Source organism: Burkholderia sp. A9, assembly GCF_000801975.1.
Genome location: NZ_JSZN01000038.1, coordinates 13,327 through 30,998, shown reverse-complemented (window position 1 = coordinate 30,998; position 17,672 = coordinate 13,327). Strand labels below are relative to the sequence as shown.

19 protein-coding genes and 1 tRNA gene are annotated in these 17,672 nt (G+C 66.4%); 6 read left to right on the top strand and 14 right to left on the bottom strand.

What is annotated here, in order from left to right; all coding sequences use genetic code 11:
- The first annotated feature begins 222 nt into the window (after positions 1–222).
- Entirely contained in the window at positions 223–1,305 is a 1,083-nt protein-coding gene (locus PI86_RS14435; RefSeq protein ID WP_039323720.1) for a helix-turn-helix transcriptional regulator, read from the top strand.
- 86 nt (positions 1,306–1,391) lie between these two features.
- Here the strand turns inward: PI86_RS14435 and PI86_RS14430 are convergent, their stop codons facing one another.
- Positions 1,392–2,693 carry an aspartate aminotransferase family protein gene (locus tag PI86_RS14430; protein ID WP_039323717.1) on the bottom strand — a complete coding sequence of 434 codons (1,302 nt, stop codon included), beginning with the start codon at positions 2,691–2,693 and terminating at the stop codon, positions 1,392–1,394.
- Positions 2,694–2,770: 77 nt separating this feature from the next.
- Between PI86_RS14430 and PI86_RS14425 the strand changes: the two genes are divergently transcribed.
- Positions 2,771–3,655: a LysR family transcriptional regulator gene (locus PI86_RS14425; protein ID WP_052319460.1), complete on the top strand. Its 885-nt coding sequence runs from the start codon at positions 2,771–2,773 to the stop codon at positions 3,653–3,655.
- A 54-nt stretch (positions 3,656–3,709) separates the two neighbouring features.
- Here the strand turns inward: PI86_RS14425 and PI86_RS14420 are convergent, their stop codons facing one another.
- Complete coding sequence (locus PI86_RS14420; RefSeq protein WP_039323714.1) at positions 3,710–4,132, bottom strand: VOC family protein; 423 nt, start codon at positions 4,130–4,132, stop codon at positions 3,710–3,712.
- Between the two features lie 135 nt (positions 4,133–4,267).
- The gene (locus PI86_RS14415) at positions 4,268–5,314 is read right to left on the bottom strand and encodes a LacI family DNA-binding transcriptional regulator (protein ID WP_039323847.1); all 1,047 of its coding nucleotides are present in this window, start codon (positions 5,312–5,314) and stop codon (positions 4,268–4,270) included.
- 240 nt (positions 5,315–5,554) lie between these two features.
- On the opposite strand from PI86_RS14415, the gene PI86_RS14410 reads away from it, so the two are divergent.
- The 3 genes from PI86_RS14410 (at position 5,555) to PI86_RS17970 (ending at position 8,696) form a co-directional block, all read left to right on the top strand.
- A complete protein-coding gene (locus PI86_RS14410) occupies positions 5,555–6,919 on the top strand; it encodes an MFS transporter (RefSeq protein WP_014898604.1) in 1,365 nt (454 codons plus the stop codon).
- A 42-nt stretch (positions 6,920–6,961) separates the two neighbouring features.
- Positions 6,962–8,122, top strand: coding sequence for an L-talarate/galactarate dehydratase (locus PI86_RS14405; RefSeq protein WP_039323710.1), 1,161 nt, complete (start codon positions 6,962–6,964; stop codon positions 8,120–8,122).
- A 133-nt stretch (positions 8,123–8,255) separates the two neighbouring features.
- Positions 8,256–8,696 carry an HU family DNA-binding protein gene (locus PI86_RS17970; protein WP_442854577.1) on the top strand — a complete coding sequence of 147 codons (441 nt, stop codon included), beginning with the start codon at positions 8,256–8,258 and terminating at the stop codon, positions 8,694–8,696.
- Positions 8,697–8,972: 276 nt separating this feature from the next.
- Here the strand turns inward: PI86_RS17970 and PI86_RS14395 are convergent, their stop codons facing one another.
- From PI86_RS14395 to PI86_RS14390, 3 genes are all read right to left on the bottom strand, one after another.
- Complete coding sequence (locus PI86_RS14395) at positions 8,973–10,094, bottom strand: porin (RefSeq protein WP_200885204.1); 1,122 nt, start codon at positions 10,092–10,094, stop codon at positions 8,973–8,975.
- Positions 10,076–10,408, bottom strand: coding sequence for a hypothetical protein (locus tag PI86_RS17400; RefSeq protein WP_235362791.1), 333 nt, complete (start codon positions 10,406–10,408; stop codon positions 10,076–10,078). The genes PI86_RS14395 and PI86_RS17400 overlap by 19 nt, the downstream gene beginning before the upstream one ends.
- A 91-nt stretch (positions 10,409–10,499) precedes the next feature.
- A tRNA-Leu gene (locus PI86_RS14390) sits at positions 10,500–10,584 on the bottom strand.
- A gap of 140 nt (positions 10,585–10,724) precedes the next feature.
- Between PI86_RS14390 and PI86_RS14385 the strand changes: the two genes are divergently transcribed.
- Positions 10,725–12,050 (top strand): leucine-rich repeat-containing protein kinase family protein, encoded by a 1,326-nt coding sequence (locus PI86_RS14385; RefSeq protein ID WP_039323705.1) that lies wholly within the window; start codon positions 10,725–10,727, stop codon positions 12,048–12,050.
- Between the two features lie 50 nt (positions 12,051–12,100).
- Here the strand turns inward: PI86_RS14385 and PI86_RS14380 are convergent, their stop codons facing one another.
- The 8 genes from PI86_RS14380 to PI86_RS14350 form a co-directional block, all read right to left on the bottom strand.
- Positions 12,101–12,730 (bottom strand): LysE family translocator, encoded by a 630-nt coding sequence (locus PI86_RS14380; protein WP_039323702.1) that lies wholly within the window; start codon positions 12,728–12,730, stop codon positions 12,101–12,103.
- Between the two features lie 84 nt (positions 12,731–12,814).
- Positions 12,815–12,991 carry a hypothetical protein gene (locus PI86_RS17500; RefSeq protein ID WP_162835541.1) on the bottom strand — a complete coding sequence of 59 codons (177 nt, stop codon included), beginning with the start codon at positions 12,989–12,991 and terminating at the stop codon, positions 12,815–12,817.
- A 32-nt stretch (positions 12,992–13,023) separates the two neighbouring features.
- Positions 13,024–13,470 carry a copper chaperone PCu(A)C gene (locus PI86_RS14375; protein ID WP_014898611.1) on the bottom strand — a complete coding sequence of 149 codons (447 nt, stop codon included), beginning with the start codon at positions 13,468–13,470 and terminating at the stop codon, positions 13,024–13,026.
- A 52-nt stretch (positions 13,471–13,522) separates the two neighbouring features.
- Positions 13,523–13,888: a copper homeostasis periplasmic binding protein CopC gene (gene copC, locus PI86_RS14370; protein ID WP_039323700.1), complete on the bottom strand. Its 366-nt coding sequence runs from the start codon at positions 13,886–13,888 to the stop codon at positions 13,523–13,525.
- A gap of 207 nt (positions 13,889–14,095) precedes the next feature.
- A complete protein-coding gene (locus PI86_RS14365) occupies positions 14,096–14,473 on the bottom strand; it encodes a DUF2946 domain-containing protein (RefSeq protein WP_039323698.1) in 378 nt (125 codons plus the stop codon).
- Positions 14,474–14,584: 111 nt separating this feature from the next.
- Positions 14,585–15,079, bottom strand: coding sequence for an SRPBCC family protein (locus PI86_RS14360; RefSeq protein ID WP_039323689.1), 495 nt, complete (start codon positions 15,077–15,079; stop codon positions 14,585–14,587).
- Between the two features lie 56 nt (positions 15,080–15,135).
- Positions 15,136–15,438 (bottom strand): 2Fe-2S iron-sulfur cluster-binding protein, encoded by a 303-nt coding sequence (locus PI86_RS14355; RefSeq protein ID WP_039323687.1) that lies wholly within the window; start codon positions 15,436–15,438, stop codon positions 15,136–15,138.
- A gap of 77 nt (positions 15,439–15,515) precedes the next feature.
- Entirely contained in the window at positions 15,516–17,405 is a 1,890-nt protein-coding gene (locus PI86_RS14350) for a sigma-54-dependent Fis family transcriptional regulator (protein WP_039323684.1), read from the bottom strand.
- Positions 17,406–17,672 lie beyond the last annotated feature (267 nt).

Sequence of the window (17,672 nt, the reverse complement as noted above, 5' to 3'; positions counted from 1 at the left end):
ACATCCCGCATGCCGAACGCAGCGGCGGGTTCGTCATGCAAATGCAGCCGGAATGGCGACATGATAGAACCCGCATGCCGCTTTGACGCCCTCTTGAAAGGGGGTAATTGCGGTCGTTGTCATGTGGAATGTCTACACTGGACTGAGATCGCGGAACGTGTGATGTCGAGCGTCTCGCCCCGCCCCGCGAGCGAAGCCGGTGCATGTTCGAGGAGCGGATTCATGTCTGACAAACACGTCGCGCTTGCGAGTCATATTCGTCGGCTCTGTTCGCTCGCTGTCGAGCCGCACCTCGTCATTCCTCATGTGATTGAGGCGACCCGGCGCATCGTCGGTGCCGATTGGGGCATGTTCTTCTATGCGGACGAGCACTATGCCGTGTCGGACGTGTGCAGCGAAAACGATGTGGTCTACTCGTTGTTGCCGACGTATTTCGCGAACATCCATAACACTGAGCGGCAGGAGGTGCTGGGCGTCACGTTTTCCGATGCGATGCGCCGCGGACGCGGTTTCGACAACAGCGCGCACTACGACGATGCACTGCTGTCGAGCGAGATGTACGCGGACCTGTGGCGGCCGGTGTCGATGCGCCACTGTCTCGAGCTGACCGCGACGGACGGCACGCGCGGCTGGGGCAGCCTGCTGCTGTCGCGCGCATCAGGCTGTCGTCCGTTCTCGGAACAGGACCATCGCGACATCGAACCCGTGGCACGGCATCTTGCCCATGCGCTGTCGCGGCCCGTGCAGCCAACACTGCACGAATCGGAATTCAGCGAGTCCGCGATCATGGTGGTCGACGACGATGGCCGGCTGCTGCTGTACAACGCAGACAGCATCCGGATGCTGTCGCTCGCGACCGGCGAGCCGCTCGCGTTCTACCGTCACGAACGCTTGCCGGACTGGCTCGCACCGTTGCGGTCGAACATCAACCGGATCTGGCTCGGCTACCCGGCGCCACCTGCGACGCTCGAGCGTCGCAACCACGCGGGGCGTTTCCGCTTCAAGGCCTATCGATGTACCGACGCGGCCGCGTTGCAACGCGATGCCGCGATCGTGATCCATATCGAACACTTTCCGCCACTCAGGCTGACGGTCGAGCGACTCGGTTTTGCGTTCGGCCTGACCGAGCGACAACGCGAACTCTGTGTGCAGCTCGTGCTGGGCCGTTCGCACAGCGAAATTGCGCGTGACTTCGCGCTGCGCGACAGCACGGTCGTCGATCATGTTCGCAAGATCTATCGCCGGCTCAACGTACACAATCATGACGAATTGTGCAGCGTGTTCCGGGCCGGGCGGCGTGACTAGGTTCCGACGCGCGCGGTGCGGCACGCTTGCTCGTGCCCGAATCTTGCCGCGCGCTGTTTGCGGGCGCCGTTGCGCCTGGCGTTCCGTTACAGCGCGCGCCGGATCGCCTGCTCGAGCAACGACAGCCCGAGATCGATTTCCGCTTCGGTGACGGTCAGCGGCGGCGCGATCCGGAACACGCCGCCCATGCCGGGCAACTGCACGATGTTCATGCTGAGCCCGAGATTCATACACTCGCGCGTGATCTTCGCGCCGAGGCCGTCCGCCGGTTCTTTCGTGCGCCGATCCTTGACGATCTCGACGCCGAGCAGCAACCCGCGTCCGCGCACGTCGCCGATGCAGTCGTAGCGTTCCATCAGGTCGAGCAGGCCGCGCCGGAGGCGGTCGCCCATCACGGTCGCGCGTGCGACGAGCCCTTCGCGCTGCACCACGTCGAGCACGCGCAGGCCGACCGCGGCCGGCAGCGGGTCCGATACGTGTGTCGTATAGAACAGGTAGCCGAGCTCGTGCGCGCGTTCCTCGATCTGCGCGGACGTGACGACGGCCGCGAGCGGCAGCCCGGCGCCGAGCGTCTTCGACAGCGTGAGGATGTCGGGCGTCACGCCGTCGTGCTGGCACGCGAACATCGTGCCGGTGCGCCCGACGCCGGTTTGCGCTTCGTCGAGGATCAGCAGCATCCCGCGTTCCTCGCACTTGCGCTTGAGTGCCGCCATGTAGCCTTCCGGCAGTTCGATGATGCCGCCCGAACTGAGGATCGGCTCCGCGATGAACGCGGCGAGGTTGCCGCTCGACTGGCGATCGATCAGGTCGAACGCGTAGTCGAGTTCGGCGAGCGTGTCGTAGGTGCCGTTGCGTTCGAAGCGCGGCCGGTACGTGAACGGCGCCGGAATCGCGAACGAGCCGACGGCGGCCGGGCCGACGCCCTTGCGGCCGGCGCTGTACGTGGCAGAGGCCGCCGCGCCTGTCATCCCGTGCCACGACTGCGCGAAGCCGACGATCTCGTACTTGCCGGTGACGAGCTTCGCCATCCGGATCGCGGCTTCATTCGATTCGGCGCCGGTGCTCAGCAGCAACGCGCGATCGAGCCCCGGCGGCGTGATGTCGGCGAGGCGCGTGGCGAGATCGACGACCGGACGCGACAGCATCCCGCTGAACAGGTGATCGAGCTTGCCCGCGTATTCGCTGATGACGGCGACGATCTCCGGATGGCTGTGCCCGAGCACCGCGCTCATCTGTCCCGACGTGAAATCGAGGATCGCGCGGCCGTCGGCGTCGTAGACGAAGCTGCCTTGCGCGCGCTCGATGATCATCGGCTCGAACGTGCCGCCGTAGCGGATCAGGTGCTGCCTGGCGTTGTGCCAGAAGGTGGCGTCGTCGTTCAGGGACATCGGGCTTCTCCGGACAAGGGCCAAGGATCGCTTGCAGTCTAGGCGCCGGTCTGGTTTTATGGAAACGAATAATTCTTATGCAAGGTAGAAAAGGAGCTAATACCTTGGGACGTTCGCTCGAAATCGACCTGCTGCGCTCGTTCGTCGTCATCGCCGAGGTGCGCTCGCTCAGTCGCGCGGCGGCGCGGGTCGGCCGCACGCAGTCCGCGCTCAGCCAGCAGATGCGGCGGCTCGAGGAAAGCGTCGATCAGCCGCTGTTCCAGCGCACCGGCCGCGGCGTGGTGCTGACGCATCCCGGCGAGCGCCTTCTGGCGCATGCGCAGCGCATCCTGCGGCAGCACGACGAGGCGCTGGCCGACCTGTGCGGCACGGGCCTGTCGGGCACCATCCGGTTCGGCTGCCCGGACGATTACGCGGCCGTGTTCCTGCCGTCGCTGCTGCGGCGGTTCTCGAGCCAGCATCCGCAGGCGATCGTCGAGGTCGTGTGCGGGCCGACGCCGCGGTTGCTCGAACAGCTCGACAAGCGGGCCGTCGATCTGGCGATGATCTCGTTGCCGGACGATGGTTCGAACGACGATTTCATCCGCCGCGAGCAGCTGGTATGGATCGGTTATCCGGGGCAGGATGCCGCGCAGTTCAATCCGTTGCCGCTCGCGCTTTCCGATCCCGATACGCTCGATCACATCGCGGCCTGCGATGCGTTGCAGCGCGCCGGGCGCGATTATCGCGTCGCGTATGCGAGCAGCAGCCTCGCGGGGCTGACCGCGCTGGTGCGTTCAGGACAGGCATTCGCGGTGATGACGCAAACGGCGGTGCCTGCCGATCTGGCGATCCTCGCCGCCGATCGCGGGCTGCCGCCGTTGCCGGCGGTGGGCATTACGCTGAGGTTCGACCGGAAGCGGCCGTCGCATTTGACGGCGGCGTTTGCGGACCATATTCGTGCGGTGTTGCCGGTGCTTTGAGGAGACGTCGTCGTGCCGGACCACGCTACGTTCGTCCACCGACGGCAGCCGCCCTCAATCTCCCGGCATCAACTCGGGATTGAAGACAATCTCCCAGAGATGCCCGTCCGGGTCCTGGAAGTATCCTGAGTAGCCACCCCAGAAGGTCTTTCCGGCCGGTTTCACCATTCGGGCGCCGGCAGCAAGCGCTTGCCGCATCACGTCATCGACTTCGCGCTCGCTCGCGACGTTGTGCCCGATCGAGAACTCGGTCGCGCTGCGCGCCGTCATCGGCAGTCCGGCGTCATGCGCGAGATTGCCGCGCTCGAACACCGCGAGCTTGAGTCCGTTCTGGAGGTCGAAAAAGGCGACCGCGCCGTGCTCGAACTCGGTGCCGACGATGCCTTGCGTCGGCAAACCCAGCCCGTCGCGATAGAACGTTACGGCGGCGTCGAGATCGTCGACGCCGAGGGTCAGCACGCTGATTCCGGCTTTCATTGCATAACCTCGACAGAGTGGTGCGACGCTGTGGCAGCTGGCATGCGCGGCTCAAATACCGCGCGGCGAATCGGGTGCATGTCCTCCATCGGTTGCAGCGGCAATGGCCGCACAACGCGCAGGAATCCGAACGTATCAGGCGCTGTCCCGATCGATGATCGTAAATCCCGTATCGATGCTCACCTTGCTCTTCGGCGCATCAGGTTTCGAATCCTCGGCAAAGCGCGCCAGCAACGCCTCGGCCGTCTTCATGCCGATCGTCGTGCCGTCGATGCGAACCGTCGACAACGACGGATAGACGTGCGCGGCGGTCGACAGATCGCCGAAACCCATCACGGCCATGTCGCGCGGCACGTCGAGCCGTCGGCTGGCCGCTTCCGCCAGCACGCCTTGCGCGAGCGTATCCGAACTGCAGACGACCACCTCCGGCGCTGCCGCCGCCAGCATCCGGCGGAGGCCCTCGCGGCCGGCCTGCAAGGTTGCCGGCGCCGGCAGGATTTCGCACGCAGGCGGCGCGATGCCTTGCCGGGCCAGCTCGAGCTTCAGGCTTTCGCACCGGCGCAAGCCGCGTGGATCGTCGACCGACACGATGCCGAAGCGCTTGTATCCCTTGCCGACCAGATGGCGCGCCACGTCGCTGCCGACCTGTTCGTGCGAGAACCCGATCATCATGTCGATCGGCTTATTGGTCAGGTCCCAGATTTCGACGACCGGAATGTGCGCTTTCGACAGCCGCTTGATCGTCGCCTTCGTGTGGCTCGTGCCGGCCAGCACGATGCCGTCCGGCCGGCGTCCGAGAATCGCTTCGACCAGCGCCTCTTCGCGTGCGCTGGAATAGGCCGTCAGGCCGAGCAACGTCTGGTATCCCGAGGTGGCGAGGCCGTCCATGATGGCCTGGACCGTGTCGGCGAAGATCGAGTTCGCGATGGTCGGCAGCAGGATGGCCACGAGCCGGCTGCGATTGCTGGCGAGGCCGCCGGCGAGCAGGTTCGGCACGTAACCGGTCGCGCGAACGGCGTCGAGTACCTTCTTCTGCGTGTCGCTGCGAACCAGTTCCGGACGATTGAGCGCACGCGAGACGGTCATCGGCGCGACGCCCGCCACTCGCGCCACGTCGATCAGCGTCACGCTGCCGCCCAGGTCCGCGGCGGCGGCCGACCGGCTTTCGTTCTTTCTTGCCATCTCCATGCGTCCTGCGTTGGTCTGTTCCCATGTCGTCCGGTGCGGCGGGGCGGGCCCGGCACCAGATCGGCATTAGAGCATGAAGCCGGTCGTCGCCGGGCGACGGGGCCGGAACTCGTGATCCGCAGCGTCAGTGTAAACGATGATGATTGCGCAATCATATCGATCTTGAATGATTGCGCAATCATTGTATGATCCTGTTCACCGACACGAGATGCAACGAACATCAAGGAGACGACAGTGGCAACCGACCAGCGCGCCGGCAGGCGAACGAATGTCCGATGGTTCATCCTCGCGATGATCTTCATCGTCACGGTGTTCAACTACGTCGACCGGGCGACCTTGTCCATTGCGGCGCCCAGCATGCGTCACGAGCTGGGTTTCGACGCGCTCACGATGGGGATCGCGTTCTCGGCGTTCGGCTGGGCGTACACCGCACTGCAGATTCCGGGCGGGCTGATCCTCGACCGGTTCGGCGCACGACTCGTGCTTGGCGTGAGCCTGATCGTCTGGTCGGCGCTCACGTTCGTGCAGGGCTACGTGCATCTGTTCGCGTCCGCATTCGCCGCATTGTTTGCGCTGCGTTTCCTGATGGGGGTTGCCGAGTCGCCGGCGTTTCCGTGCAACAGCCGGCTCACGGTGATGTGGTTTCCGAATGCGGAGCGGGGGCTCGCCACGTCGATCTTCCAGCTGGCGCAGTACTTCGCACTCGCCGTGTTCACGCCGGTGATGACCTATACGGTCAGCCGCTGGGGCTGGCACTACGTGTTCTTCACGACGGGTGCTGTCGGCGTGCTGATCGGGCTCTGGTGGCTGAAGTCGGTACGGGAGCCGCAGCGCGACCATCGCGTGAATGCGGCGGAACTCGAGTACATTGCATCCGGCGGCGGGCTGCCGACGATGGGCGACAGCCCGCGGCCGTTCAAATGGCGCGAGGCCGGCGCGATTGCGGCCAACCGCATGATGATCGGCATCTATATCGGCCAGTTCTGCCTCACGTCGATCACGTGGTTCTTCCTCACCTGGTTTCCGACCTACCTGATCGAAGCGAAGGGGATGTCGATCCTCAAGGTCGGGCTCGTCGCGTCGGTGCCTGCCATCGCGGGGTGCATCGGCGGCCTGATCGGCGGATTGTGGTCGGACTGGATGCTCAAGCGCGGCTTCAGCCTCACCGCCGCGCGCAAGACGCCGATCATCAGTGGCCTCGTGTTGTCCAGCACGATCGTGGCCGCGAACTACGTTCACTCGACCACGATCGTCATTCTGGTGATGTCCATCGCGTTCTTCGCGAAAGGCGTCGGCAATCTGGGGTGGTGCATCGTCGGCGATGTGTCGCCGAAGCAAGCGATGGGCATCAGCGGCGGCATCTTCAACTTCTGCGGCAACCTCGCGAGCATCGTCACGCCGCTTGCGATCGGCTGGATGATCAAGCGCACCGGCACGTTCGAAGTCGCGCTCACGTATGTCGCGGCGCTCTCCCTGCTGGGCGCGTTCGCGTATCTCTTCATCGTCGGCAAGCTCGAGCGGATCGAGGACCCTGCGTCCGATGCGGCCACCGCAGGCGGCGCCGCGTCAGTCTCGCTGAAGCCGACGCGCAGCAGCTGAACGAACCCACGTATCGAATTTCTCTCGCCAAAGGTCCTCTTCATGAATACCTCGTCTTCCCTCGTCTCCGGCGCGTCGAACGACCGGATCAAATGGGTGCGCGTCGCGTCGACGTTTCTTCCGCTGGCCAATCCCATCAGCGATGCAAAAGTGCTGACCGGACGGCAGAAGCCGATGACGGAAATCGCGATCCTGTTCGTCGAGATCGAAACGGCCGACGGTCATCGCGGCCTCGGCTTCAGCTACTCGAAGCGGGCGGGCGGCCCCGGCCAGTTCGCCCACGCGAAGGAGATCGCGCCGACGCTGCTCGGCGAGGACCCGAGCGACATCGCGCGCCTGTGGGACAAGCTTGCGTGGGCCGGCGCGTCGGTCGGCCGCAGCGGCATGGCGGCCCAGGCGATCGGTGCTTTCGACGTCGCGCTGTGGGACCTGAAAGCGAAGCGTGCGAACCTGTCGCTGGCCAAACTGCTCGGCGCACACCGCGATTCGGTGCGTTGCTACAACACGTCCGGCGGTTTCCTGCATACGCCGCTCGATCAGTTACTGACCAATACCGACGCGTCGCGCGAGAAGGGCATCGGCGGCATCAAGCTCAAGGTCGGCCAGCCGGATTGCGCGCTGGACATCCATCGCGTGCAAACCGTGCGCAAGCATCTGGGCGACGCGTTCCCGCTGATGGTCGACGCGAATCAACAGTGGGACCGGCCCACTGCGCAGCGCATGTGCCGCACGTTCGAGCAGTTCAACCTGGTCTGGATCGAGGAGCCGCTCGACTGCTACGACGCCGAAGGCCATGCGGCGCTCGCCGCGCAATTCGATACGCCGATCGCGACCGGCGAGATGCTGACCAGCGTGTCCGAGCATTGGGAATTCATTCGCCTGCGTGCGGCCGACTACCTGATGCCGGACGCGCCGCGCGTCGGCGGCATCACGCCATTCCTGAAAGTCGCGACGCTCGCCGATCACGCGGGACTGATGCTGGCCCCGCACTTCGCGATGGAGCTGCACGTGCATCTTGCCGCGTGCTATGCGCGCGAGCCGTGGGTCGAGCATTTCGAATGGCTCGAACCGCTGTTCAATGAACGGCTCGAGACCCGCGACGGCAGGATGATCGTGCCGACGCGTCCGGGGCTCGGATTGACGCTCAGCGAGCGTGTCGCGGGCTGGACGGCTGAAGAAGCGGAAGTCGGCGCCCGCGCCTGACAGCGCGAAGGGCCGGATCAATGGCGGCCGTACTCGGGCCCGCCACCGCGCCGGAATCGATTCGGAAAGCGGTGCCGGGCCTGGGCCGGCAGTCCGGAACCGGGTGAAATGACGCGGGCGTGGCAACGTTTTCATGACGGCGTACGGACGCGCGATGGAGGTGCATGAATCGGGTCGGCGTCGACCGACGGCGAATGGAGCGTCGCGGCGGTGCATCGCAAGTGAGGCCAGGATTTGCCCGGGTGTCCCTCAATGCTGTAGGGTGTGGGCTCGAATCACTGAAAGAGGTCGACTCATGAACAAACAGGAACTCATCGACGCTGTCGCTGCCGATACCGGTCTTAGCAAGACCGCGACTGGCGAAGCCATCCAGGCCGTGCTGGACGTCATCGCGCAAGCGGTCAGTACGGGCGATAGCGTGCAGCTCGTCGGTTTTGGCTCGTTCTCGCAAGGGGAACGCGCCGCGCGGACCGGCAGAAACCCGGCAACTGGCGAGGAGATTGCGATCGCGGCGGCGAAAACGGTGAAGTTCAGCGCCGGCAAGGCGTTCAAGGACGCAGTCAACGCGTCGTGACGAACGGCGGCGCCGGCCAGGCGGCCTTTGTGAGCGTTGCGCAATAATTTGCGGACGTCTGCAAAATCGACTGGCCGGTCGGCCATTCGCTCGGCGCACGGTGTCGCGCATCGCGGCAACGGAGGCTACTCGGGCGAGCTTGGCCGACTTTGATACGGGGCCGGTGTTGTTTCCGATCGCACATGCAGAACGGTGCGATAGATCGTGACAACCCAACCCGACGGAGCAGGGGGAAGCGGGCCTTCACTGGACCGTTTGCTCCCTGAGCGCCGTTTTCTAGAAACGATCGATCATCCCCAGCTGGAACCCTCTCACGGCCGCACCCGGCCACGAAGGCGGGAGGCCGGTTACGTTCACGCCTTTCAGCGTGAAAGCCGCATGGCTACGGTTACGAAGCCAGCCGGCACTCGCATAGAGCAGAACCCGCTTCGACACATCGTATTCACACGCGGCGCTGAACTGATCGGCGTTGTTGTCGCCGCCCGATCGGTCACGCAGCCAGGTGTAACCCAGCGACGCGCGGAAACGCGCGCTTACGGCATAGCGCGCGGAAGCCGACACGCCATCGTTGTGGTATCGGGGCGTCCCGCCATCGCCATTGAAATACGACAGGAAGCCGGTCACCGGACCGAATGCATAGGACACGCCGCCGAGGTTGGCGCGCAGTGCGCCGCTGCCGTGGGTTTGCTGGTGAGCGTACGAAACGCGTAGCGGGCCGTCATGCCATGAGAACGTTTCGATGTGGCCGGCCAGTCCGTTGCCGTCGCCGTCGCTTGCATCGCGCAACGACGCCATGATCGTGGTCGAAAAGCCGTGTACCTCCGGCGAAAGGTACGTGATCGCGTTGCTTTCGTACGGCGTGATTTTCGACAGGTTGTCCAGGCCCGACGCGATCGTGCCGGCACCGAACGCATCGAGCTGCCCCTTGAACGGGATGTAGATCGGCGAATACTGGCGGCCGACCCGCACCGTGCCGTAGCGTGAACTCACGCCGATCCATGCCTGACGGTTGAACAACGTGTTTGCGACGGCCAGGGTGCCGTCCGCCGAGCCGAAACCGTTTTCGAGATCGAACAGGATCTTCACGCCGTTGCCGATATCCTCGACGCCGTGCACGCCGATGCGCGAGCCGCGATACGCACCGGAATCCATCCGGGCGACGTAACCCGAGCCGGGATTCGTGATCTCGATGCTCGTGTCGAGCGCACCGTACAGCGTCACGCTGCTTTGCGCGTGGACCGCAGACGCGTGCGCGGCAACGGCCGTTGCGGCGACACCGATGCGAAGTGCGAAACGCCTGCCGGCCGCCGGCAGGCGCGATCGGCCGTGCCCTGACGCGGCGTCGTGGCGTGGGGCGCTGGAAGCGGGAACGGACTGACTCATGGGTAACGGTGGCATGCAGCCTCAGCAGGGGGGGCGCCGCGTCGAATGCGGTGTGGAGCAGCAACCCTCGCCGTGCCACGCCGCGCGCAATCCAGTCGAATTCTGCGCTTACTTGTTGTCGGGCAATGCGTAAGCAACCACGTAGTCGCCTCGAACAACTGGCCAATCCTGGTGTCGACGATCAGCGCCGGCACGCGCTTGCCGTCTTCCGTCGGGAAGTCGATCAGCGTCGGCTGCATCGGCACGTGGTAGTCCCAGAAGTCGTGATGCACGGTCTGGACGTGCCACTTCGCGGCGCTCGTGGTGGCGTCGAGCGCGGTGCGCTTCACGCCCCACAAGTGTGAGTGGAAACAAAAAAACCGCGAAGCGTTGCGCTGTCGCGGTTTTTTGCACATGCCCGAACACGGTAAAAACCGCGTCTGGTGCCGACGGCGAGACTCGAACTCGCACAGCTTTCGCCACTACCCCCTCAAGATAGCGTGTCTACCAATTTCACCACGTCGGCACTGCAGGGGCGCAATTCTAACGTCACATTGCGCGTTTGTGAAGGGGATGTGACACGGTTTCGGGGGAGGCGAAAGCGATCCCGGTAAAATTCGTCGGATCGATCCGTCGACCCTCGCAACCGCAACCCGTTTTCTCCCCGTGACGACCACCCTCGAACAACTGCAGGCCGGCCAGCTGTCGGGCGCCCGGCAACTCAAGCTCGCGTGCGGGCTGACCGAATTTCCGCGCGAGATCTTCGATCTGGCGGACACGCTCGAAGTGCTCGACCTGTCCGGCAATGCGCTGTCCGCGCTGCCTGACGATCTGCCCCGGCTGCACCGTCTGCGCATCCTGTTCGCGTCCGGCAATCGCTTCACCGAATTCCCCGACGTGCTCGGCACGTGTGCGCAGCTCGACATGATCGGCTTCAAGGCGAACCGGATCCGCACCGTGCCGCACCGTTCGCTACCGCGCGCGCTTCGCTGGCTGATCCTGACCGACAACGAAATCGATGCGCTGCCGGCCGGGATCGGCGACTGTGCGCGCTTGCAGAAGCTGATGCTCGCGGGCAACCGGCTGCGCGCGCTGCCGCCCGAGATGGCCGCATGCCGTGCGCTCGAACTGGTGCGGCTGTCGGCGAACCGGCTCGACGCGCTGCCGGACTGGCTGTTGCGCCTGCCGCGCCTCGCGTGGCTCGCCTCCGCCGGCAATCCGCTCGGCGCCTCGCCGGAGGCCGCGGCTTCGGCCGAGCCGGGCGTCACGGACATCGACTGGACGTCGCTCACCTGCGAGCAGAAGCTCGGCGAAGGCGCATCGGGCGTCATCTACCGTGCGCAGTGGCGCGCAGACGGCCAGGCGCCGCGAGCAGTCGCGGTCAAGCTGTTCAAGGGCGCGGTGACGAGCGACGGCCTGCCCGACTGCGAGATGGCCGCGTGCCTGCACGCGGGTCGCCACCCGAACATGATTCCGGTGATCGGCAAGGTGCGCGGTCATCCGGACGGCACGCACGGCCTCGTGATGGAACTGGTCGATCCGTCGCTGACGAACCTCGCCGGGCCGCCGAGCTTCGCGTCCTGCACGCGCGATGTGTATGCGGCCGATGCGCAATTCGAACCGCAGGCCGCCGCGCGGATCGCGCACGGCATCGCGTCGGTCGCAGCGCATCTGCACGCGCGCGGCATCATGCATGGCGACCTGTACGCGCACAACATCCTGCACGACGGCGCGGGCGGCGCGCTGCTCGGCGATTTCGGCGCGGCGTCGGTCTACGACGTGAACGACCGCAGGCTCGCCGCACGGCTCGAACGGTTGGAGGTCAGGGCGTTCGGCTATCTGCTCGGCGAGTTGCTGGAGCGATGCGAGCCGCGTGCGTGGGAAGGTTCGCGCGCACTCGCCGCGCTGGTCGCCGCGTGTCTGAACGAGGAGAGCGACGCGCGCCCGTCTTTCGACGAAATCGCCGCCACGCTGGCCGCAGCGAGGGACTGACGGGTCCGGCCGCGTCGCCGCGCCGGTAGTCGCCGTGCCGACGCTTGCGTTTACGCCTGCCGCGCAGTCAGCAGCTTGATCCCGAGCCCGACGAACAGCAGGCCGCTGGCGCGCTTGACCGCGCGCACCCACGGGCTGACGCCGAAGCCGCGATGCAGCCGGCGCACGCCGAACGAATAGACGCTGTGAACCACGACGACGGTGCATGCGATCGTCGCGTACATCGCGACGAACTGCATCGCGAGCGGGCGATCGTGCGTGATGAACTGCGGCATGAACGCCGACAGGAAGATCATCGTCTTCGGATTGCTGCCCGAGACGAACAGCGCTTCGCGGAACAGCTTGCCGCGGTCGGGCTCGGCGCTCGCCGCCTGGCGGTCCGGCGCGGGGCCGTTGCGGTCGCCGCGCAGTTGCCGGATACCCAGAAAGATCAGATACGCGGCGCCGACGACCTTCATCGCGATGAACAGCGGCGGCATCGCGGCCAGCAGCGCGCCGACGCCGAGCGCGACGAGCATGACCACCACGCCCTGCGCGACGAGGTTGCCCGCGATCGTCGCGGCGGTGCCGCGCGAACCGTAGCGCACCGTGTTGCGGATGACGAGCAGCACGTTGGGGCCCGGCGACAGCGTCGTCGCGAGATAGGCTGCGGCAAACAGCATCCAGGTCTGAATGGACATGCGGCGCTCCGGGAGGCGGGTTCGGTGATCGGGGTGAATCCGTGCATGATGCCACGACGGCGCGGCTCACCCCGACGCACGGCGTCAGCGCGCGTCGCGCACGCAGTACGCGGCGATCGACGACGGCGCATCGATCGCGGCAGGCCGCGTCATCCAGGCGATCCACGCCGCCCATAACCCGCAGACGATCAACACGGCGAGGTTCAGCGGCGTCCGGTAGCGGACGATCAGGTTGGCCAGCGGCAGGCGTTCTTTCCTCATGTTCGTCTCCCTCGGTCGTTGCGCATGCAGCATTACTGGCCGGTGTACGACGGCGCCTTCGCGTCGCAGGTCACGGAGATCGCCGAGCCGTCGGCGAAATGCAGCCGGAACGGAATCTTCGCGCCGGGCGCGACGGGCTTGCGCGGTTCCTCCAGCATGACGTGATAGCTCTTCGGCCTGAACGTTACCGTGCCGTGCGCGGGCACGTCGACCGCTTCGACGTGAACCATCTTCGCGGTGCTGCCGGCCGTCTGCGTCTCGTGCATCATCGCCATCCCGTACGCGGGCGTATCGACGCCCGTGAGCGTGACGGGCTTGTCGCCGTCGTTCTTCAGCGTGAAGTAGCCGGACGACGGCACCGTCGCCGGCATCGTGCGGATCCAGCATGCTTCGGCCTGCACGGTCGGTGCGGCGAACGTGGCGGGCGCCTGCAGCGCCAGCAGCGCAAACAGCAGGTTGGTCGGAATCGAGCGTTTCATTGAGTGTGGTCCTGATCGGGTAGCGAAGGTTGCCGCGCGGGCATCGGGTGCGTTACTTCAGCGTGAACGTGTAGTGGCCCTGCGTGCGATGCCCGTCGCTCGCCACCGCGATCCACGCGACCGTGTACGTGCCGGCCGCGAGGTTGGCCAGTGCGACATGCATCCGCTTCCGGTTGCCGGCATCGACGGCGGATTTCCCGTCGGCGACCGACTGGCCGTGGCTGTCGGTGACGGCGATCGTACTGAATGCGGGTTCGAGCGTTTCGCTGAAGTCGATCGTGACCGCGTGCGGCGCGCTCGACAGCGTGGCGTCGGCGGCCGGTTCCAGGGTTTTCGGATGCGCGTGTGCGTGAGCGGCCTGTACGACGACGAAGCCGAGTGCGACGAAGGCGCCGCGAGCGACGGAAATAGCTTTCATGGCTGGGTGATCCGGTTGGAAATGACAAGGAGAACGACACGTTCGACGCAACGCCGCACGTTCGCACGCGAGCGAGCGCCTGCACGGCACGAGGCTGCGTGCGATACGGTGAAACAGGATCGTCGTTCGAAACGTGGCACGGCATGCACGCGCATGACGCGTGCGGACGGCGCGATGCGCTACGGCATCACGCGCTGTGACGACGGATCAGGACGCGAACGGCGGGGCGCGCGGTTGCGCGGCCGTGAGCGGCAGTGCGCGGCGCAGGCTTTCGAAGCGGGTTGCTGCGCGCTGCTGGAGGGGGTGAACGTTGGCCGCGAATGTCAGTTCCGGCGCGGGTAGCGCGGGCGTATGGGCAAGCAGGCTGCAATAGCCGCAAGCCTGCAGATGGGCCTGCAGGCTCTTTTGCGATGAAGCGCCGGCGTGATCGCCGGCAGCCGGCCCGGCCGTGCAGTAACCGGCCAGCAGCGCGTCGACGCGGCCTTGCGTCGTCAGCGCCTGCGAGATCGTCGGCGCGAGCGCCGTCATCAGGATGGCGAGCATCCCGATCAGACTGCCGATCTTCCGGAGACGACGACTCAGCATGCGATACGCGGCGGCGTGTGGACAGCGATGGAGCGGATTATGCCACGCACCCCGCAACGCTGGCATGCGGTCGTCCGGATACCGGGAATGATGCGCGGCTGCGCGGCACGCTTATGCGTGCTTCGCCAGATATTTCGTGATCAGCGACATTTGTGCGGCCCAGCCCTGATCGTTCATGTCGCGCGCCTTCGCGCGACGCGCTTCGATCAGCTGGTCGAAACCCGTTTCGGTGACCGTCAGCAGTGTGCCGCCGTCTTTTTCAGCGAGCGTGAAGGTGACGAGCGTCATCGGCTCGGTCGTGTAATCGAAGTTCGGGTTGATCGCGAACGGATGCCAGCGAAAGGAGAACAGTTGCTGCGGCTCGACGCGGTCGACGACGATTTCGAACACAGCGCCCGCATACGGCTCCTGCGCCTTGGCGACGTCGTCGTCGACGCGGGTCGGCGTGATGCGGCCGAATAGCGGCTGGCCGGCCACGAACGGTCCGTCGAACGTCACGCCGAACCAGATGCCGAATTCCCCGGCATTGCTGACGGCTTCCCAGACGCGCGCGAGCGGTGCGGCGAGCAGCGCTTGTTTCTCGATCGGATCGGTTGACGGGTTCATCACGTTCTCCTGGCTGGTATCACCATTGCAGGACGGCGCGCGGCCGCGCGTCGCGTTCAGTCGATCAGCACCGCGTCGGGCACGTCGAGCACGACATCGGAGGTCGCGACGGCCACGCACGGCAGCGTGTAGCCGTCGGCCTTTTCCTCGCGGCTCAGCCCCGGCCATTCAATCGTATAGCGTACGCTGCCGCTGACGATCCTGCACAGGCAGCTACGGCACGTGCCGTTGCGGCACGAGCGCGGCAACGAGACGTGCGCGAACGCGGCGGCCTCGAGCAGCGTCAGCGAATCGGGCGCGTCGAACGTCGCGCCGAGCGGCTCGATGCGCACGAGAGGAGGGCGTTCTGGATCGGTCATGGGTCGAGGCGGGCGGCGGATCGGCGGCAAGGCAAGCGCCAAGCATACCCGAAGCCGCATGCGGCCGGCCCGCGGCCTCAGTGCCGGCGCAGGTAGCGGTACACGGTATTGCGCGCGAGCCCGAGCTCCCGCGCGGCCGCCGACACGTTGCCGCCGTGCCGCGCCAGCACCGCATCGATCACCGCGGCCTGATGGCGTTGCAGCGTCGTCGCTTCGCGCGTGTCGGCCGGTGCGGCCTCCGCCGCGGGCAGGTCGTCGCAGTCGAGCCAGAAATCGTCGGGCAGGTGCGCGAGCGTGATTTCGGCTTCATCTTCGGCGAGCATGCCGGCCGTACGCAGCACGTTGGTCATTTGCCGCAGGTTGCCGGGCCAGCGGTGGCGCATGAACGCGTCGAGCACGTCGGCCGCGAGGCGGGTCGGCATCGGTTCGCTGCGCGCGAGCCGCGCGAGGATCCGCTCGACCAGCGCGGGCAGGTCGGTGCGCGCGGCGAGCGCCGGCAGCGTGACCGCGAGCCCGTTGATCCGGTAGAACAGGTCTTCGCGGAACGTGCCTTCCGCGATCATCGCGCGCAGGTCGCGGTGCGTCGCGCAGACCACGCGCACGTCGACCGGCACCGCGCGCGCGCCGCCGAGCGGCATCACCGCGCGCTCCTGCAGCACGCGCATCAGCCTGACCTGCTGCGCGAGCGGCATGTCGCCGATCTCGTCGAGAAACAGCGTGCCGCCGTCCGCCTGCGCGATCTTGCCGGGGCTGCCGCGCTTGCGTGCGCCGGTGAAGGCGCCGTCTTCGTAGCCGAACAGTTCGGCCTCGATCAGCGAATCCGGCAGTGCCGCGCAGTTGACCGCGACGAACGGGCCGTCGGAGCGCGGCGATGCCTGGTGCAGCGCGCGGGCGAGCCATTCCTTGCCGGTGCCGGTCTGGCCGAGGATCAGCAACGGCAGATCGCGGCCGCGAATCTTCGCGACGCGTTCGAGCACCGCGGCCATCCGCGCATCGCCGGTGTCGAGCGTCGCGAACGTGATGGCGTCGGGGTCCGGCGCCCGCGTGCGCGCGGCGGGGGCGGGCGGCGTGACGGCGACGGCCGTCTTGTGCGCTTCCGCGAATTCGCAGCGTGCCAGCACGCGCACGCCGGTCGACAGCGTGAGGCGGAACGGTGCGCCGGGTGCGCGGGCCGCTTGCTGGGCGAGTTGGCCGAAGTGCATCCCGAACAGCGCATCGCAGCCCTGATGCTGCAATGCATCGAACGTCGCACCGAGCTGGAATTGCGCGCTGCGGTTCGCGGCGATCAGCCCGCCGTCGGGGCCGAACGCGACGAGCCCGGCGAACAGCGAGTCGACGCAATCCTCGTGCGCGTGGAAGCGCAGTCGCAGCGCTTCCGCGCACTGGTTCGCGAACAGGTGGTTCTCGATCAGCTGCGCGGACATCCGCACGAGCGCGAGCGTATGGGGGCTGAAGCCGCGCGGGTCGCCGCTCACGTCGAGCGCGCCGAGCGAGCGGCCGAACGGGTCGATGATTGGCGCGCACGAGCAGGTGAGGATATGGTTTGCGCGCAGGAAATGTTCGGCGCCGTGCACGGCGACCGCCTGGCCCGACGCGAGCGCGGTGCCGATCGCGTTGGTGCCGCGCGCGCCTTCGGCCCACGACACGCCGGTGCACAGCGCGACGCGGTTTGCTTTCTCGATGAAGTCGGCATCTCCGATGCTGTGCAGGATCACGCCGTCGGCGTCGGTGAGCAGCACGAGGCTTTGCGTGTCGGCGATCTGCGTGTGGAGGTTTTCCATCACCGGGCGCGCGTGCGCGAACAGGGCGTGGTTCGTGTCGAGCAGTTCGCGCAGTGCGAGTCGCGACAGCGGCGAGAAATCGGGGCGCTCGTTGGCGCGCAGGCCGACCGCGGTCGAACGGGCATGCGCCTGCGCGAGCAGGTCGATGCGGCCCGCGGTGGCGGGCAGCACGAAAGGTTGAGGCATGTCTTGTCTCCTGTCGGCCCCAGTTAGCGCTTTAGCGCTTACTGGGGCCCCATGCTTCGCGGTCGGCCCCAGTTAGCGCTTTAGCGCTTACTGGGGCCCCATGCTTCGCGGTCGGCCCCAGTTGGCGCTTTAGCGCTCACTCTGGTCCCACGCTTCGCGGTCGGCCCACCTTGGCGCTTCGCACCGCAACATCCGCCACCCGGGCCGCCGCCGTCGATATCGCTTCATCATACAAGCGCCGCGCGCGTTGTGCGACCGGGAACAAAA

Coding starts and splice junctions, on each gene's coding strand:
- PI86_RS14355 (WP_039323687.1), bottom strand. CDS start 15,438: ATGACCGATCCAGAACGCCCTCCTCTCGTGCGCATCGAGCCGCTCGGC.
- PI86_RS14435 (WP_039323720.1), top strand. CDS start 223: ATGTCTGACAAACACGTCGCGCTTGCGAGTCATATTCGTCGGCTCTGT.
- PI86_RS17970 (WP_442854577.1), top strand. CDS start 8,256: ATGACGGCGTACGGACGCGCGATGGAGGTGCATGAATCGGGTCGGCGT.
- PI86_RS14415 (WP_039323847.1), bottom strand. CDS start 5,314: ATGGCAAGAAAGAACGAAAGCCGGTCGGCCGCCGCCGCGGACCTGGGC.
- PI86_RS14395 (WP_200885204.1), bottom strand. CDS start 10,094: ATGCCACCGTTACCCATGAGTCAGTCCGTTCCCGCTTCCAGCGCCCCA.
- PI86_RS14360 (WP_039323689.1), bottom strand. CDS start 15,079: ATGAACCCGTCAACCGATCCGATCGAGAAACAAGCGCTGCTCGCCGCA.
- PI86_RS14365 (WP_039323698.1), bottom strand. CDS start 14,473: ATGCTGAGTCGTCGTCTCCGGAAGATCGGCAGTCTGATCGGGATGCTC.
- PI86_RS14425 (WP_052319460.1), top strand. CDS start 2,771: ATGCAAGGTAGAAAAGGAGCTAATACCTTGGGACGTTCGCTCGAAATC.
- PI86_RS14405 (WP_039323710.1), top strand. CDS start 6,962: ATGAATACCTCGTCTTCCCTCGTCTCCGGCGCGTCGAACGACCGGATC.
- copC (WP_039323700.1), bottom strand. CDS start 13,888: ATGAAAGCTATTTCCGTCGCTCGCGGCGCCTTCGTCGCACTCGGCTTC.
- PI86_RS14430 (WP_039323717.1), bottom strand. CDS start 2,693: ATGTCCCTGAACGACGACGCCACCTTCTGGCACAACGCCAGGCAGCAC.
- PI86_RS17500 (WP_162835541.1), bottom strand. CDS start 12,991: ATGAGGAAAGAACGCCTGCCGCTGGCCAACCTGATCGTCCGCTACCGG.
- PI86_RS14350 (WP_039323684.1), bottom strand. CDS start 17,405: ATGCCTCAACCTTTCGTGCTGCCCGCCACCGCGGGCCGCATCGACCTG.
- PI86_RS14375 (WP_014898611.1), bottom strand. CDS start 13,470: ATGAAACGCTCGATTCCGACCAACCTGCTGTTTGCGCTGCTGGCGCTG.
- PI86_RS14420 (WP_039323714.1), bottom strand. CDS start 4,132: ATGAAAGCCGGAATCAGCGTGCTGACCCTCGGCGTCGACGATCTCGAC.
- PI86_RS14380 (WP_039323702.1), bottom strand. CDS start 12,730: ATGTCCATTCAGACCTGGATGCTGTTTGCCGCAGCCTATCTCGCGACG.